The organism is Tepidimonas alkaliphilus (assembly GCF_007556595.1).
GTDB lineage: Bacteria > Pseudomonadota > Gammaproteobacteria > Burkholderiales > Burkholderiaceae_C > Tepidimonas > Tepidimonas alkaliphila.
In genome coordinates this window covers 1-14112 of sequence record NZ_VJNB01000008.1, presented here as the reverse complement: position 1 = coordinate 14112, position 14112 = coordinate 1, and the positions used below count along the sequence as shown (strand labels likewise).

General features: G+C 69.7%; 16 protein-coding genes. 2 read left to right on the top strand and 14 right to left on the bottom strand.

Annotated elements, in window-relative coordinates; translation table 11 throughout:
* The first annotated feature begins 106 nt into the window (after window positions 1-106).
* Both Talka_RS08150 and gloA read left to right on the top strand, forming a co-directional pair.
* A complete protein-coding gene (locus tag Talka_RS08150) occupies window positions 107-1828 on the top strand; it encodes a DEAD/DEAH box helicase (RefSeq protein ID WP_143890627.1) in 1722 nt (573 codons plus the stop codon).
* Between the two features lie 13 nt (window positions 1829-1841).
* Entirely contained in the window at window positions 1842-2255 is a 414-nt protein-coding gene (gene gloA, locus Talka_RS08145; RefSeq protein WP_143890626.1) for a lactoylglutathione lyase, read from the top strand.
* Between the two features lie 6 nt (window positions 2256-2261).
* On the opposite strand, the gene serS is transcribed toward gloA, so the two are convergent.
* From serS to csoS1, 14 genes are all read right to left on the bottom strand, one after another.
* The gene (serS, locus tag Talka_RS08140) at window positions 2262-3584 is read right to left on the bottom strand and encodes a serine--tRNA ligase (RefSeq protein ID WP_143890625.1); all 1323 of its coding nucleotides are present in this window, start codon (window positions 3582-3584) and stop codon (window positions 2262-2264) included.
* A 54-nt stretch (window positions 3585-3638) separates the two neighbouring features.
* A complete protein-coding gene (gene clsB / locus Talka_RS08135; protein ID WP_246100627.1) occupies window positions 3639-4871 on the bottom strand; it encodes a cardiolipin synthase ClsB in 1233 nt (410 codons plus the stop codon).
* A complete protein-coding gene (locus Talka_RS08130) occupies window positions 4868-5656 on the bottom strand; it encodes an endonuclease/exonuclease/phosphatase family protein (protein WP_143890624.1) in 789 nt (262 codons plus the stop codon). Before Talka_RS08130 ends, clsB begins: the two co-directional genes overlap by 4 nt.
* Window positions 5657-5763: 107 nt before the next feature.
* Window positions 5764-6048, bottom strand: coding sequence for a P-II family nitrogen regulator (locus Talka_RS08125; protein WP_143890623.1), 285 nt, complete (start codon window positions 6046-6048; stop codon window positions 5764-5766).
* A gap of 6 nt (window positions 6049-6054) precedes the next feature.
* Complete coding sequence (locus Talka_RS08120; protein ID WP_143890622.1) at window positions 6055-7032, bottom strand: sodium-dependent bicarbonate transport family permease; 978 nt, start codon at window positions 7030-7032, stop codon at window positions 6055-6057.
* Between the two features lie 23 nt (window positions 7033-7055).
* Window positions 7056-7877 (bottom strand): S1 family peptidase, encoded by an 822-nt coding sequence (locus Talka_RS08115; protein ID WP_143890621.1) that lies wholly within the window; start codon window positions 7875-7877, stop codon window positions 7056-7058.
* A 23-nt stretch (window positions 7878-7900) separates the two neighbouring features.
* Window positions 7901-8563 (bottom strand): BMC domain-containing protein, encoded by a 663-nt coding sequence (locus tag Talka_RS08110; RefSeq protein ID WP_143890620.1) that lies wholly within the window; start codon window positions 8561-8563, stop codon window positions 7901-7903.
* Complete coding sequence (locus Talka_RS08105; RefSeq protein ID WP_143890619.1) at window positions 8560-10923, bottom strand: nitric oxide reductase activation protein NorD; 2364 nt, start codon at window positions 10921-10923, stop codon at window positions 8560-8562. Before Talka_RS08105 ends, Talka_RS08110 begins: the two co-directional genes overlap by 4 nt.
* Before the next feature lie 25 nt (window positions 10924-10948).
* On the bottom strand, window positions 10949-11884 hold the full coding sequence (locus Talka_RS08100; protein ID WP_143890618.1) for a CbbQ/NirQ/NorQ/GpvN family protein: 936 nt from the start codon (window positions 11882-11884) through the stop codon (window positions 10949-10951).
* A gap of 41 nt (window positions 11885-11925) precedes the next feature.
* Window positions 11926-12183, bottom strand: a complete 258-nt coding sequence (locus Talka_RS08095) for a hypothetical protein (RefSeq protein ID WP_143890617.1) — start codon at window positions 12181-12183, stop codon at window positions 11926-11928.
* Window positions 12180-12788 carry a ParA family protein gene (locus Talka_RS08090; protein WP_143890616.1) on the bottom strand — a complete coding sequence of 203 codons (609 nt, stop codon included), beginning with the start codon at window positions 12786-12788 and terminating at the stop codon, window positions 12180-12182. The genes Talka_RS08095 and Talka_RS08090 overlap by 4 nt, the downstream gene beginning before the upstream one ends.
* Window positions 12785-13057: a 4a-hydroxytetrahydrobiopterin dehydratase gene (locus tag Talka_RS08085; RefSeq protein ID WP_143890615.1), complete on the bottom strand. Its 273-nt coding sequence runs from the start codon at window positions 13055-13057 to the stop codon at window positions 12785-12787. Before Talka_RS08085 ends, Talka_RS08090 begins: the two co-directional genes overlap by 4 nt.
* Before the next feature lie 55 nt (window positions 13058-13112).
* The gene (locus Talka_RS08080; RefSeq protein WP_143890614.1) at window positions 13113-13529 is read right to left on the bottom strand and encodes a ferritin-like domain-containing protein; all 417 of its coding nucleotides are present in this window, start codon (window positions 13527-13529) and stop codon (window positions 13113-13115) included.
* A gap of 27 nt (window positions 13530-13556) precedes the next feature.
* Window positions 13557-13895 carry an alpha-carboxysome major shell protein CsoS1 gene (csoS1, locus tag Talka_RS08075; protein ID WP_143890613.1) on the bottom strand — a complete coding sequence of 113 codons (339 nt, stop codon included), beginning with the start codon at window positions 13893-13895 and terminating at the stop codon, window positions 13557-13559.
* Window positions 13896-14112 lie beyond the last annotated feature (217 nt).

Below are 14112 nucleotides of genomic sequence, written 5' to 3'. Positions count from 1 at the left end.
TGAGCCGCCATCGTGCACCGCCACGACCGACCGTCGATGGCCACGGCTGCTTTGGCGATCGAAGGGTTGATGCCGCGCGCCCCGGCTTGGGCGCCCACCAGCAACGATGACATTCGACGATTTGCAACTGCTGCCCGCCCTGCTGCAGGCGGTGCGTGAACAGGGCTACACCGAGCCCACTCCGATTCAGGCGCAAGCCATCCCGGCCGTGCTGGCCGGCCGCGACGTGCTGGCCGGCGCGCAGACCGGCACCGGCAAGACGGCCGCCTTTGCCTTGCCGTTGCTGCAGCGGCTGGCCGCCAGCGGCGAGCCGCCCAAGCGTGGCCAATTTCGCCCGATCCGTGCGCTGGTGCTGACCCCCACGCGCGAGTTGGCTGCGCAAGTCGGTGAAGCCATCAAAGCCTATGGCAAGCATCTCAAACTGCGCACGGTGGTGGTGTTCGGCGGCGTCGGCCTCAACCCTCAGATTGAAAAGCTGGCCAAAGGCGCCGATATCCTGGTGGCCACGCCAGGCCGGCTGCTTGACTTGGCCGATCAAGGCCACGTCGATCTGTCCAAAGTTGAAATCCTGGTGCTAGATGAGGCCGACCGCATGCTCGACATGGGCTTCATCCACGACGTGCGCAAGGTGCTGGCGCTGCTGCCCGCCGACAAGCAAAGCCTGCTGTTTTCAGCCACGTTCAACGACGACATCAAGGCGTTGGCTGCCAGCCTGCTGCGCGAGCCGCAGCACATCCAGGTTACCCCGCCCAACACGACTGCGCAACGGGTGCGCCAAACCATTTACCCCGTGGGGCGCCAGCGCAAGATGGCGCTGCTGAAGCATCTGCTGGACACGCACGGCTGGAGCCCGGTGTTGGTGTTCACCCGCACCAAGTTCGGGGCCAACCAGGTGGCGCAAAGCCTCAACGAGCACGGCATTCGCGCCATGGCGCTGCATGGCAACAAGAGCCAAACAGCGCGCACGCAGGCGCTGGAGGCCTTTAAAGCCGGCGAGCTGCGCGTGCTGGTGGCCACCGACATCGCCGCGCGCGGCATCGACATCGAAGAACTGCCGTTTGTCATCAACTACGACATCCCCAACGTGCCGGAGGACTACGTGCACCGCATTGGCCGCACCGGTCGCGCCGGCACGCAGGGCCAAGCGCTGAGCTTTGTCAGCCTCGATGAGGAAGGCTGGATGATGGCCATCGAGCAGTTCATCGGCCAGCAGCTCGAAGTGTGCGCGTTGCCGGAGTTCATGCCGCCACCCGACGAAAAGGCTGAGCCGATCGCCATGGGTCGGCAAGTGCTGTGGGGCGGCGCAGGCCAGCCGCCCAGCCGCGAGGTGATGGCCGCCGCAGCCAAGGCCGCGCGCCGTGAGCTGCAGGAGCGCCTGCGCCAACGGCGTCAAGTTGGACAAGCCAGCGCCGGCTCTGGGGCGGCCGATGCCGCCATCGCAGCTGCGCCTGAATCCAACCAGGTCGATCCAACCGTGCGGGGGGCCGCTGACCCAGCCACAGACAGCCGCCACGCCAGCGAAGACGACGCCAGCGCTGAGCGCACCCGCATCGACCCGGAGCAGCGGCGCAACCGCAACCGGCGCCGTCGCGGCAAAGGCAAAGGAGGCTCGGCAGGTCAGCCTCTTCAGCCCACCGTCCCGGCTCAAGCCAACGTCAACGCTCGCCTGCAGCCGCCGCGCAAGCCGGCGCCGCCGCCGCGCGCGCAGCCTGACCCGCTGCGCACCGGCATCGACGCGCTCAGCGGACGACGCAACAAGAACAAGAAAAATCGTCCCAAAGGAGGCGGCATCGACCCGCTGCGCACCAGCTTCGGCCGCATCGGCTAAGGAGCCCGACACCATGCGCATCCTGCACACCATGCTGCGGGTCGGCGACCTGCAGCGCTCGATCGATTTTTACACCCGCGTGCTCGGCATGCAGTTGCTGCGCACGTCCGAAAACCCCGAATACCGCTACACGCTGGCCTTTCTCGGCTACGACGGCGGCAACCCCGGCCAGGCCGAGATCGAGTTGACCTACAACTGGGGCGTGGACAAATACGAGATGGGCACCGCCTACGGCCACATCGCCATCGGCGTGCCGGATGTGTATGCCGCCTGCGAGCGGATCCGCGCCGCCGGCGGCACCATCACGCGCGAACCGGGCCCGGTCAAGGGCGGCACGACGGTGATCGCCTTCGTCACCGATCCCGACGGCTACAAGATCGAGCTGATCCAGCGCGACGTTGACGCCCCCGGGGTAGGGCTGCGCTGACCGCGCTCACAACCGCTCGGCCCCGCCGAGGTAGGGCCGCAGCGCCTCGGGCACGGTGATGGTGCCGTCGGCGTTCTGGTAGTTTTCCAGCACCGCCACCAGCGCCCGCCCGACCGCCAGGCCCGAGCCGTTGAGCGTGTGCACGAGCTCGGTCTTGCCCTGCGCGTTGCGGAAGCGCGCCTGCATCCGCCGCGCCTGAAAGTCGCCGCAGTTGCTCACCGAGCTGATCTCGCGGTAGGCGCCCTGCGCCGGCAGCCACACCTCCAGGTCGTGCGTGCGCGCGGCGCCAAAGCCCATGTCGCCAGTGCACAGCAGCACCACGCGATACGGCAGGCCCAGTCGCTGCAGGATCGCCTCGGCGTGGCTGGTCATCTCCTCCAGCGCGGCGTGGCTGCGCTGCGGATGCACGATTTGCACCATCTCCACCTTGTCGAACTGGTGCTGGCGAATCAGGCCGCGCGTGTCGCGCCCCGCCGCGCCGGCCTCGGAGCGAAAGCACGGCGTGTGCGCGGTCAGCTTGATCGGCAGATCGTCCTCCGCCAGGATGGTGTCGCGCACCACGTTGGTCAGCGTCACCTCGCTGGTCGGGATCAGGTACTGCACCACCGCCTCGTCGCCGTGCGCGCCGCCGCGGCGCACCGCAAACAGGTCAGCCTCGAACTTCGGCAGCTGGCCGGTGCCGCGCAGCGTCTCAGCGTGCACGATGTAGGGGGTGTAGCACTCAGTGTAGCCGTGCTCGGTGGTCTGCACGTCTAGCATAAACTGGGCCAGGGCCCGGTGCAGGCGCGCGATCGGCCCACGCAGCAGGGCAAAGCGCGCCCCGCTGAGCTTGGCCGCGGTCTCCAGATCCAGCCCCAGCCGCTCCCCCAGCGCCACGTGGTCGCGCGGCGCAAACGGCAGCGGCGCCGGATCGGCCCCATAGCCGCCGTGCGGCGCCCAGCGGCGCAGCTCGACGTTGCCGCTTTCGTCCGGGCCGACCGGCACCTCGGGCTGCGGCAGGTTCGGCACCGCCAGCAGCAGCGCTTGCAGCTCGGCCTGAATGCTCTCCAAACGCGCCGCCGCGGCCTCCAACTCGGCCTTGATCGCGCCAACTTCGGCCATCGCCGCCTCGGCCTCGGCGTGCTGCCCGGCCCCCTTGAGCTGGCCGATGCGCCTGGACACCGCGTTGCGCCGCGCCTGCAGCTCTTCGGTGCGCACTTGCAAGCTTTTGCGCTCGGCCTCCAGCCGCTCGAACGCGGCCACGTCCAAAAACGGTTGCGGGCTTTGACGGGTTTCGAGTCGCGCCACCACCGCCGCCAGGTCACGGCGCAACCATTGGATATCCAGCATGGGCCCGATTGTAGAGGCCGCTGGCGGCCGCCCTGCCAAGCTGTTCAGCGGGGTTCAGTATCGGTGCCCGGTCAAAAACAACACCGCACGCATCAGCGCCAGCGCCATCCAGTCGCGCAGCTTGGCGTGCCAAGGGCGACTGCGCAGCGTGGCCAAATCCAGCGCGGCGCCTTGCTCTTGCAGCAGCTGCTCAAGCCGGCGCCGCAACGCCAGCGCAAAGCCGCGGTCGGTGGTCACCACGTTGGCCTCGCGCGCTAGCAAGAGGCTGATCGGATCGAGGTTGCTGGAGCCCACCGTGGCCCAGCGGTCGTCCACCACCGCCACTTTGGCGTGCAGGGCGCTGGGCGCGTATTCGTAAATCTCCACGCCAGCGGCCAGCAAGGCTTGATGCACCGGGCGCGGGGCGTGGTATTGCAAAAACCGCTCGTATTTGCCTTGGATGAGCAGCCGCACGCGCACGCCGCGCTGCACCGCCGCCAGCAAAGCGCGGCGCAGCCGCCGCCCGGGGATAAAGTAAGCGTTGGCGATGACGACCTGTTGGCGCGCGCGGCCGATGGCGCGCAGATACGCGCGCTCGATGTCATGGCGATGGCGCAGATTGTCGCGCCAGAGCAAGGCGGCGGCGGCACCACGCGCCTCAGGCCGCCGCTCAGCCCCCGACGGCGCAGCCGACTGCCCGCGCAGCAGGTCGTCCAGCCCGGCGACGCTTTCGCGCAGCGCGCACCAGGCTTGGCGCAAATCCCGCTGCGTGACCGCGTGCAGCGCCTCCACGCGCCACCACAGCAGCTCCATTTGCTCCAGCATCTCGGCCACCAGCGGGCCGCTGACCTGCAACGCAAAGTCCAGGCGTGGCCGCGGCAGCCGCCCCAACACGACATCATCGTGGTCGTCGATGAGGTTGACGCCGCCGCAGAAACCTAACACCCCATCCACCACGCACAGCTTGCGGTGCAAGCGCCGCCAGCGGCTAGGGATCAGCAGCCCCAAACGCCCCAGAGGTCGAAACGAGCGCCACTGCACCCCCGCCTCGTCAAAGCGCCGCCTCCACTGCGCGGGCACATGTGGCGTGCCGACCGCATCCACCATCAGCCGCACCGAAACGCCGCGTCGCGCTGCGCGCTCCAACGCCTCGGCCACCCGCAGCGCTGCATTGGCAAACGAAAAAATGTAGGTTTCCACGTGCACCAGCCGCTGGGCGCGGTCGATGGCGTGCACCATCGCCGGGATGAGCTCCGTGGCGCCTTCCAGCAGCCGCAGATGATGCCCCCGCTGCATGCGCGCGCTCATCCCCACGCCACCTCCGCCACCAACGGCAGGTGATCCGACAGCCGCCGCCACGGCGCCTCCCGCGGCGCGCGCAGCGTCAGCACGCGCAGCCCGCGCACATAGATGCGATCCAGCGCCAGCAAAGGCAGCCGCGCCGGAAACGTCGGCACGCGCACACCGGTCAGGGTGTGCAGATCGAGCCGCGCCAGATCGGCATGGAGCTGCTCGCCCCAATCGTTGAAGTCGCCGGCCACCACCAGCGGGGCAGCGGGCGGCACCGCCTCGGCCAGATAACGCCCGAGCGCGGCCACTTGCCGGCGGCGGCTGGCGTGCATCAAGCCCAGATGCACCACGATCACATGCAAGACCCGCTGCGCGCCTTGTGGCGCGGCGACGGCGGCGCGTTCAGCCTGCGTCGCTGGCGACGTCGGCACCGACAACGTCACATGCAGCAGCCCCCGCTGCTCCAGCGCGTGGTCGGAGACGTCCCGGTGCGCAAAAGCCAGCACCTCAAAGCGGCTCAGCAGCGCGTTGCCATGCTCGCCGTGGCGCGTCAGCGCATTGGTGTGATAGACCGCAAACCACCCCGGCGGGGCCAGCACCTGCGCCTGCGGCTCGTGCGGCCAATGCGCGCCAAAACGCCGGGCCAGCCGGTGGTGAAATGCGCGCACCTCCTGCAGGCAGACGATGTCGGCGTCCAGCTGCGCCACCGCGTGGCGCAGGTTGTGGATCTCCAGCCGCTGCAGCGGCCCCACGCCCTGCACCCCTTTGTGGATGTTGTAGGTGGCGATGCGCAGGATGGGCACGGATACGACCTGAACGAACAGCCGGGTTCAAGCCGTCGGCGATCGTAGCCGCCGCTGGTTAGACCTTTTGGCCTTTGCGCTTCCAACCCCAGTCTGGCCTCGGGGCGTCAGTTCAACACCTCGACATCGCTGCGCACCACCAGCAGGCCGTAGTCGCGGTCGAACGGCTCCAGCGCCTCCATCAGGCGGTCGCTCATCGGCAGGTCGCACATCACCTCGATGCGCACGTTGGAGCTCATGCGCCAGTTGCCGCTGCGTACGCCGTGCGTGCCGCGGCCGCGACAGTCGCTCACCGTGTAGCCGACGATGCCGAGCCGGTCGAACTCGCGCACCACCAGCGGCTCCAGCACCGCTTCGCAGTAGATGGTCACCAGTTTAAAAGCCTTGGCCATGGGCGCTTAGCCGGGAATGAAGGTGCGGGCCATCCACATGTAAATAGGAATGCCCACGAACAAATTGAAGGGGAATGTTACCCCAAGCGAGGCGCCAATGGACAAAGCCGGGTTGGCCTGCGGCACGGCAATGCGCATGGCCGCCGGCGCCGCAATGTAAGACGCGCTGGCATACAGCGTGGCCAGCAAGGTCGCGTTGCCCTGCGAGAACTCCAAATAGCGCGCGGTCAGGATGCCAATCGAAGCCGACACCAGCGGCATCACGATGGCAAAGCCCACCAGGAACGCGCCGTAGGAGCGGAACGCCGCGATGCGCGAGGCGGCCACCAGCCCCATCTCCAGCAGGAACAGCGCCAGCAGCCCCTTGAACGCTTCCTTGAACACCGGGGCAATGGGCTCGTAGCCCTTCTCGCCGGCGATGAAGCCGATGATGAGGCCGCCGATCAGCAGCAGGATGCTCTTGCCGAAGAACACCTCGTGCGCCAGCCGCCCCCAGTGAATCGAGCGCAGCGCCGCCAGCCCGGCGCTGGCTTGGCCGTCGCGGGCGTCACCCAAGCGCGCCAGCACCACGCCGAGGATGAGAGCGGGCATCTCCAGCAGCGCCAGATAGACCACCATGTAGCCGTCGTGCGCCCAGTCGCGCTCGATCAGCGTGGCCACCGCCACCGAGTAGGTGACGACGCTGACCGAGCCGTAGTGCGCGGCGATGGAGGCGGCGTCGTAGTGGCTGAGCTTGCCGAGGAAGCGCAACACCGGGTAGCCGATGATCGGGATCAGCATACCGGCGGCCAGCACGATGGCGCTGCTGGTGACGAGTTCGCCCAGTGGGTACTTGGACAGCTCCACCCCGCCCTTAAGGCCGATGGCCAGCAGCAGATAGATCGACAGCGCCTCATAGATGGCCGCGGGGATTTTGAGGTCGGACTTGCTTAGCCCCGCCAGCAGGCCAAGCAGAAAGAACAACACAATTGGATCGAACACCATGATGCGCTCGCCTCAATCTCAAGTCAGCCCTGCCAGTGGCGCAGGTAGTCGTGCAGCAGCTCCTGCACGGCCTGCGCCTTGACAACCAGCCCCAGATCAATCATCTCGGCGCCGACCGCCTCCAGCGCGGTGCTGGCCGGCACCGGCTGCGGCGTCAGGCGCAGCGATTCTTCACGAAAGAACACGGCGGCGATGACGCCGGCCAGCCACAGGCCGCTACCGTCGGCGGCACGGACGAACACCGGCGAGCCGCTGGAGCCCGGATAGACCGCGGCGTCGATCAGGAACTCGGCGCGGCCCTCGAAGTCCACTGCCGGCGGCGTGGCGGTGGTGCCGCGGCGCAGGATCGGCAGCGCGTTGACCTGGTCCCACACGCCGCTCGGGTAGCCGACGAACCAGACCTCCTCCAGCGCGTCGAGCTGGGCCAGCTCCGCCGCGCCGGCCAGCCGGTCGGTGCCGATCGGCTGCACGTAGAGCGGCGCGCCCTGCGCCGCGGCGGCCTCCAGCAGCGGCTGCAGCGGCAGCACCGCCAGATCGACCGCCGGATCGGGGTGGCGGTGCCACGCCTCGCCGAACTCGTCGATGCGCACCTCGAAGCGGCTGCCCAGCAGCGGCTGGCCGTCGCGCGCCAAGGGGAAGACCAGCGCGCCGCGCACCACGTCGTCCACCAGGTGGCGGTTGGTGACAACGAAGCGCGTGCGCCCACGCGCGTGCACGTGCTCGACGACGAAGGCGGTGCCGGTGCCGCTGCCGCCGCTGGCGAGCTCCGTCTCGACGCGCACGGTGTGGAACAGCAGCCGTTTGGCCGGGGTGTCGACGGTGAACGGCGCGCGCTCGGGGGTCATCGGGGGTGTCTCCTCGTGCCGCGTCAGCCCAGCGTGACGGTGCGCGCGCGGCGGTTGATTTGCGCCACCGCGCGCTCGGCGGCGGCCAGCGCCTCGGCGGCCTCGGCCTCGCTGCCCATCATCATCAGGCGGCCGAAGTTGCCAAACGGCTTGACGTCCACCAGCGTGACGTTGGCGGCCTTCTCGGCCTCGTTGGCGGCATACACCACGTAGCCGGCCGGCTCGCACTCGAAGATGAACAGCGTCTTGCCCGGCAGCAGCATCGAGCCGCGGCGCAGCTGGCGGTTGATCAGCGTGGCGTGGTCCGGCGTGACGGCGCGGATGTTTTCGGCCCAGGCCACGCGGCACGGCAGCCGATCTTCCAGCCGCGCGCCGAGCTGCTCCAGGATGATGTCGCCGGCGGCCAGCACCTCGCTCTGGTTGCGGTAGTGGATCTCCATCGAGCCAAACGCCCGCTCCACCACCTGCTCACCCATGCGCACGTTGGTGGCCTTGAGCGCGATGTCGCTCAAGCGGTGCACCGCCATGCCAGGGGCGACCTCGATCCACATGCAGGCATCGCCCGGCACCGGCAGAAAGCCCTGCGACGAAGTGCCGAGGTAGGAGGCCAGCTGCGGCTGCAGCGCGTCGATGAAGACGAAGGTGCGCAGCTGCACGCGCGCGCGGTCGGCCAGCCCCGCCGTCATCGCGTCAGCCCCAGGTAGAGCGTCGGCAGCACCTCCGGCAGGCGCTGCACGCGGTCCACCACCGTGTAGTGGCGCGCGCCGAAGATGCGCTCCACATACTGGTCGGCGCGCGGATCCAGCGTCAGGCAGTAGGTGACGATGCCGTCGCGCTTGAGCTCCTGCACCGCGCGCTGGGCATCGAAGCGCAAATATTGCGGGTCGCGCACATCGACGTCGGCCGGCTCGCCGTCAGTGAGGACGAAGACGATCTTCTTGCGCTGCGGCTGGCGCTTGAGCTGCTGGCCGGCGTGGCGCAGCGCGGCGCCGAGCCGCGTCGAGAACGCCCCCTCCAACGCCGCCAGGCGCGCCTTGGCCGGCTCGCCCCACGCCTCGCGGAAGTCCTTGATGCGCAGGTAGTGCACGTCGTGCCGCCCGTCGGAGCGGAAGCCGTGGATGGCACAGCGGTCGCCGATGCGCTGCAGCGCCTCGGCCAGCAGCGCCGCGGCGGCGCGCGTCAGGTCCAGCACCGTCTGCTCGCTGCCGCGCACCGGGTCGTTGGCCGAGGCCGACAGATCCAGCAGCAGCAGCACCGCCACGTCGCGCGTGTGCAGCCGGTGCTGCATCATGATGCGCGGATCGGGCTGCTGCCCCATGCGCAGATCGACCCAGGCGCGCACCGCGGCCTCGAGGTCGAGCTCGTCGCCGTCTTCCACCTTGCGGATGCGCTGCAGGCCCTGCGGCGCCATCGCCTCGATCATGTGGCGCAGCCGCTGCACGACGGGCTTTTGCTCGGCCAGCAGCGCGTCGATGCGCGCCGCATCGCCTGCCTGCGCGTGGCGCTCCAGCACGGTGACCCAGTCGGGCCGCTCCAGCTGGATCTGGTAATCCCACTCCGGGTAGTGCACCGGGTCGGCCACCGGCGGGCGGCCGAGCAGGGAGTTGATGGTCACGCCCTCCTGGTCGAGCCAGAACTCGGTCGGCAGGATCCAGACCTCCTGCGCGTCGTCGCCGGCGAACTCGACGTCGACCTCGTTGACCATCTCCATCACGTTGACCTTGCGGCGCACCTGCTGCTGGCGCGCCCAGGTCGCCGCCAGCGCCACGCTTTCGTCGTAGGCGCCGCTTTCCCAGATGGCGCGGTTGTCGTCGCGGTAGAGCGCGCGCTGCCCGTCCTGCCGCGCGGAAAACGCCGGCCAGCCTTCGGCGCGGATGCGCTCGCGCAGGCTTTCGGCGAGCTGCCGCCCCAGCGCCAGGCTGCGCTGCGGGTCGTCGAAGTCGGGCCAGGCGGCCAGCGCCTGCACCCCTTGCTGCACCCAGGGATCGCGGTCGGCCTGCGCGGCCTGCTCGTCCAGCCACGCCAGCGCCAGCCGGTTGATCAAGTCGCCGGCGCGCGTCGGCGGCTCCACCGGCGGCGGGTGCAGCGCGCGCCACTGCGCGCGCAGCTTCGGAAAGCGCCGCATCGCCGCGGCTTCCACGCGCGCGTCCTCCACCAGCTCCACCACCGCCTTGGTCAGCGCGTCCAGCCCCTCGTCCGGCAGCGGCGCACGCGCGAACACCAGATGCGCGGCGGCGTGGTTGGCCGCGGCGCGATAGACCTCCAGCGCCGGCACCAGCGGGCCGTCGTCGCCCTGCGGGCGCACGTCGTCGTAGGCGTCGGCGATGTGGATGACGAACTGCTCGATGTAGGGGCGCAGGCCATCGCGCGACTCGAAGTCGCCGGCGGTGGGGCGCAGGAAGAAGTCGCGCCCCCACAGCGCGCGCAGGTAGAGGTTGAGGCGGCGCTGGATGTCGACGAACAGCGTGCCGCGGCGCTCCTGCTGAAGCACCGCCAGCGCATCGGCGCTTTGCAGGCCGAAGTAGCGCCGCTGGCCCTCGACGTCGCTGCGGTACGCCTGCGCGCCCCACTGCACCCAGCGGCGCAGCCCGCCCAGCGTGAGCTGCTCCAGCAGCCGCGGCAGGTTTTCCAGCATCGGGCGCAGGCCCTGCGGCGCCTGCGCCAGCATGATGCCGAGCACGCTCAGGTATTGGCGAAACAGCTCCTGGTCGCCCAGCCGGCTGGCCGCAGCGGGGGCGGTCTGCACGATCAGCGTCAGCACCTGGCCGGAGGTCTTCGACGCCATCGACAGGAGGAAGTTGACCAGATCCGGCAGCACGTCCTCGCCGATGGCGCGCGCCACCGCCGGCATGTGCTGGATGAAACTGACCGCCACCTCCTCGCCGCGGCCGAGGTGGTGCAGCGCCAGCGCGCCTTTCAGGTAGTTGTCCAGCCCGCGCGACGACAGCGCGCGTGCGGCCTCCTGCCACGCGCCGCGCAGCACCTCCTGCGCGCCGTGGGGCAGCTCGGCCAGCAGCTCGCCGTAGTCGTCCAGGTGGATGGCCATGGTCGTCGGGCGCGGCGCGTCCGCTTCAGAAGTACGTCGTCACCGCCGCATCCAGCGCGTCGCGCATGTCGGCATCGTCGGTGATCGGGCGCACCAGCGCCATGCGGCAGGCCGACAGCGCCGGCACGCCCTGCGCGATCAGGCTGCCGGCGTGGATCAGCATGCGGGTGGAAATGCCCTCGTCCAGCCCGTGGCCCTTGAGGTTGCGCGCACGCTCGGCGATGTGCACCAGCTTGCCGGCGGTCTCACGGTCGACGCCGGACTCGTGCGCAACGATCTCGGCCTCGACCTCGTGCTCGGGGTAGTCAAAGTCCAGCGCGCCGAAGCGCTGCTTAGTGGACTGCTTCAGGTCCTTCATCAGGCTCTGGTAGCCGGGGTTGAAGGAGATGACGAGCTGGAAGTCCGGGTGCGCCTCGATGACCTCGCCCTTTTTCTCCAGCGGCAGCATGCGGCGCTTGTCGGTCAGCGGGTGGATGACGACGGTGGTGTCCTGGCGCGCCTCCACCACCTCGTCGAGGTAGCAGATGGCGCCATAGCGCGCCGCCAGCGCCAGCGGCCCATCCTGCCATCGCGTGCCCTGCGCGTCCAGCAGGAAGCGGCCCACCAGGTCGGAAGCCGTCATGTCTTCATGGCACGCCACGGTGATCAGCGGCTTGCCAAGCTTCCACGCCATGTATTCGACGAAACGCGTCTTGCCGCAGCCGGTAGGGCCTTTGAGCATCATCGGCATGCGCACCGCATAGGCGGCCTCATACAGCGCCACTTCGTCAGCCACGGGGCGCCAGTAAGGCTCGCGCGTGATGCGGTAGGCGGCCAGCGGGTCGGCCCCGCCGCTGGCGGTGGCCGCAGCCGGGCGCAGCGGCGCAGCGGCCGGGCTAGCGCTGGCCGCCGGCGCGGGGCGTGCGGCGCCCTGCCCTTGCTGGGCGCGGGCGGCGTAAAGTCGGCGCGTAAGCGTATTCATTTCGTGCAATCCATCGCAAGGGATCCACAAGCGGGTGGCGATCAATCGGGCCAAACGCGGCGCGGAAACAGCTCCCCGGCGCTGGACTTGGGCTCCCCCCCGTCGCCGCGCGGCGCCGCCGCGCTGGGCGCTGCGGCGATGTCCTTCGCCGTAACGCCCCCTGAGCGCCGACGAGCCGGCGCCGGATGCGCCTGCGCCGGCGACGCGCTGGGCGACTCGGCAGGGGCAGACGGCGCCCCTGCGGCGCTGCGCCGCGCGCCGCGCACGCTGGCGGCCAATTGTTCTGCGGTGCGGGTCATGTTTGCATCTCCTCGATCACGGCTTCGATCTCAGCCACCGCCGCGGCGGCCCGAGAGCCAAGGTCATACACGCTGACGCCTTGCAGGGCAGCAGTGCGATAGATGGCCCGACGCCGCACCACCGCGCGCAGCGCCGGCAGCTCAAATTCCCGCAACGCTTCGTGCATCGCGGCGGACAACGCGCTGCCCGGCTCCAACTGGTTCACCACCAGCCACGCCCGCAGAGTGGGACGGCGCGACTGCTCGGCGCGGATGGCCTCCACCAGTTGCCAGCTGGCCCACAAATCCAGCGGCGAGGGCAAGACCGGCACCAGCACCGCATCGGCTTCGCGCAACGCCCGTTGGGCCGCGGGGTGCTGCACGCTTGGGGGGCAATCCCACACCACGTGTTGCGCCCGCACGCCCCACGCCTGCTCGCCACCGCAAACGGGCAGCCATCCGGAGCGGCACCACTGCGTCGCCGAGCCTTGCGGATCGAGGTCGCCCAGCGCGGTCGAGCCGCGCCGCGCCAACCCCGCCGCCAGCTGCACCGCCAACGTGGTTTTGCCCGTTCCGCCTTTGGCGTTGAGCACGGCCAGCCGAGCCGGCAGTCCGCCTTGACTCATGCCGCCTGATCCAGCGATTGCGCCGCAGCGGTGATGCGGCGCGCCAGCTCCCGCTCCGCGTCGCTGACGCCGGCTTCGCCACCGATCGTGATGTTGACGTAAGTGGTGCCAAAGCTGATGTTCTGGGGGGCCAGGCCAAGCTCATCCTGCACCGCCGCGATGCGGTCAAGAAAGGCGCGCGTCTGCGCGTAGCGCTCGAACGCAAAACGCCGAAACAGCGCAGGCGGGCGCGTCTGCTCGGTCCAGCCGTCGATGGTGTGGTCGCTCATCGCCGTTACCCTTTTCGTCTTGCGTTGCCTCTGCCGACCCTCATCGAAGGGCCGCTCAAGCGTCCTGACTCCACGCGCCCCAATGCTGCGCCTCCTCGGCCGCCAGCTCGCGCATCAACGCCTCGCTGGCGGCATCGCGCACGCGGCGGGCGTGGTCGGCCGCATCTTGATACAGCGCTACGGCAGCTTGCTCGAGCTGGCGGTTCAAGGTCGCAAAATCCTCCACTCCACGCCCCAAGCGGGCTGGCGGCAAGGCACCTGCCGCTGGCGCCACGCCGAGCTCGATCAGGCGCTGCATCAGCCGCTCCGCATGCGCGAGCTCTTCCAAGGCTTCGCCGCGCAAGCGCTCGGCCAGCTCGCCGTGGCCCGTCAGACGGGCCAGCACCGATTGCGCCAGATACTGCTGCACCGCGGTCATCTCGTGCTGCAGCGCGCGCGTCAGCCAACCCAGAACCCGTGCATCGGCTGCCATGGTCAACCCTTAGGCGGCAGGTCTGGCTCAGCTGCGGGTGGAGGTGATCTCCGCATCGCGTCCCCCCCCGCTGGCATCGGGCCGGGTCGGCAGGATGCCCTCCACCTCGCTGTGCACGCGCGCGATGATGTGCGCCGCCACCAGGCCATCGCCCACGCGCTCGCACGCATCGGCCCCGGCCCGCACCGCCGCGTTGACCGCGCCGGTCTCGCCGCGCACCATCACCGTCACATAACCGCCGCCCACGAACTGCCGCCCAATCAGCCGCACCTCCGCCGCCTTGGTCATCGCGTCGGCCGCCTCGATCGCCGGCACCAGTCCGCGCGTCTCGATCATGCCCAGGGCAATGCCTGTCGTCGTCGCCATCGTTGCGCTCCTGTTTTCGATCATGGGGCGCCGCCTGGCCGGCGGCGCATGGGTTCACGCCACAAGCCGCCTTAAACCGTCGGCGCGGTGGGCAGGATGCCCTCCACCTCGCTGTGCACGCGCGCGATGATGTGCGCCGCCACCAGGCCATCGCCCACGCGCTCGCACGCATCGGCCCCGGCCCGCACCGCCGCGTTGACCGCGCCGGTCTCGCCGC

What these genes read in the sequence shown, in the direction of transcription:
- Talka_RS08150 (WP_143890627.1), top strand. Translation starts at nt 107, where the DNA reads ATGACATTCGACGATTTGCAACTGCTGCCCGCCCTGCTGCAGGCGGTG.
- gloA (WP_143890626.1), top strand. Translation starts at nt 1,842, where the DNA reads ATGCGCATCCTGCACACCATGCTGCGGGTCGGCGACCTGCAGCGCTCG.
- serS (WP_143890625.1), bottom strand. Translation starts at nt 3,584, where the DNA reads ATGCTGGATATCCAATGGTTGCGCCGTGACCTGGCGGCGGTGGTGGCG.
- clsB (WP_246100627.1), bottom strand. Translation starts at nt 4,871, where the DNA reads ATGAGCGCGCGCATGCAGCGGGGGCATCATCTGCGGCTGCTGGAAGGC.
- Talka_RS08125 (WP_143890623.1), bottom strand. Translation starts at nt 6,048, where the DNA reads ATGGCCAAGGCTTTTAAACTGGTGACCATCTACTGCGAAGCGGTGCTG.
- Talka_RS08120 (WP_143890622.1), bottom strand. Translation starts at nt 7,032, where the DNA reads ATGGTGTTCGATCCAATTGTGTTGTTCTTTCTGCTTGGCCTGCTGGCG.
- Talka_RS08115 (WP_143890621.1), bottom strand. Translation starts at nt 7,877, where the DNA reads ATGACCCCCGAGCGCGCGCCGTTCACCGTCGACACCCCGGCCAAACGG.
- Talka_RS08110 (WP_143890620.1), bottom strand. Translation starts at nt 8,563, where the DNA reads ATGACGGCGGGGCTGGCCGACCGCGCGCGCGTGCAGCTGCGCACCTTC.
- Talka_RS08105 (WP_143890619.1), bottom strand. Translation starts at nt 10,923, where the DNA reads ATGGCCATCCACCTGGACGACTACGGCGAGCTGCTGGCCGAGCTGCCC.
- Talka_RS08100 (WP_143890618.1), bottom strand. Translation starts at nt 11,884, where the DNA reads ATGAATACGCTTACGCGCCGACTTTACGCCGCCCGCGCCCAGCAAGGG.
- Talka_RS08095 (WP_143890617.1), bottom strand. Translation starts at nt 12,183, where the DNA reads ATGACCCGCACCGCAGAACAATTGGCCGCCAGCGTGCGCGGCGCGCGG.
- Talka_RS08090 (WP_143890616.1), bottom strand. Translation starts at nt 12,788, where the DNA reads ATGAGTCAAGGCGGACTGCCGGCTCGGCTGGCCGTGCTCAACGCCAAA.
- Talka_RS08085 (WP_143890615.1), bottom strand. Translation starts at nt 13,057, where the DNA reads ATGAGCGACCACACCATCGACGGCTGGACCGAGCAGACGCGCCCGCCT.
- Talka_RS08080 (WP_143890614.1), bottom strand. Translation starts at nt 13,529, where the DNA reads ATGGCAGCCGATGCACGGGTTCTGGGTTGGCTGACGCGCGCGCTGCAG.
- csoS1 (WP_143890613.1), bottom strand. Translation starts at nt 13,895, where the DNA reads ATGGCGACGACGACAGGCATTGCCCTGGGCATGATCGAGACGCGCGGA.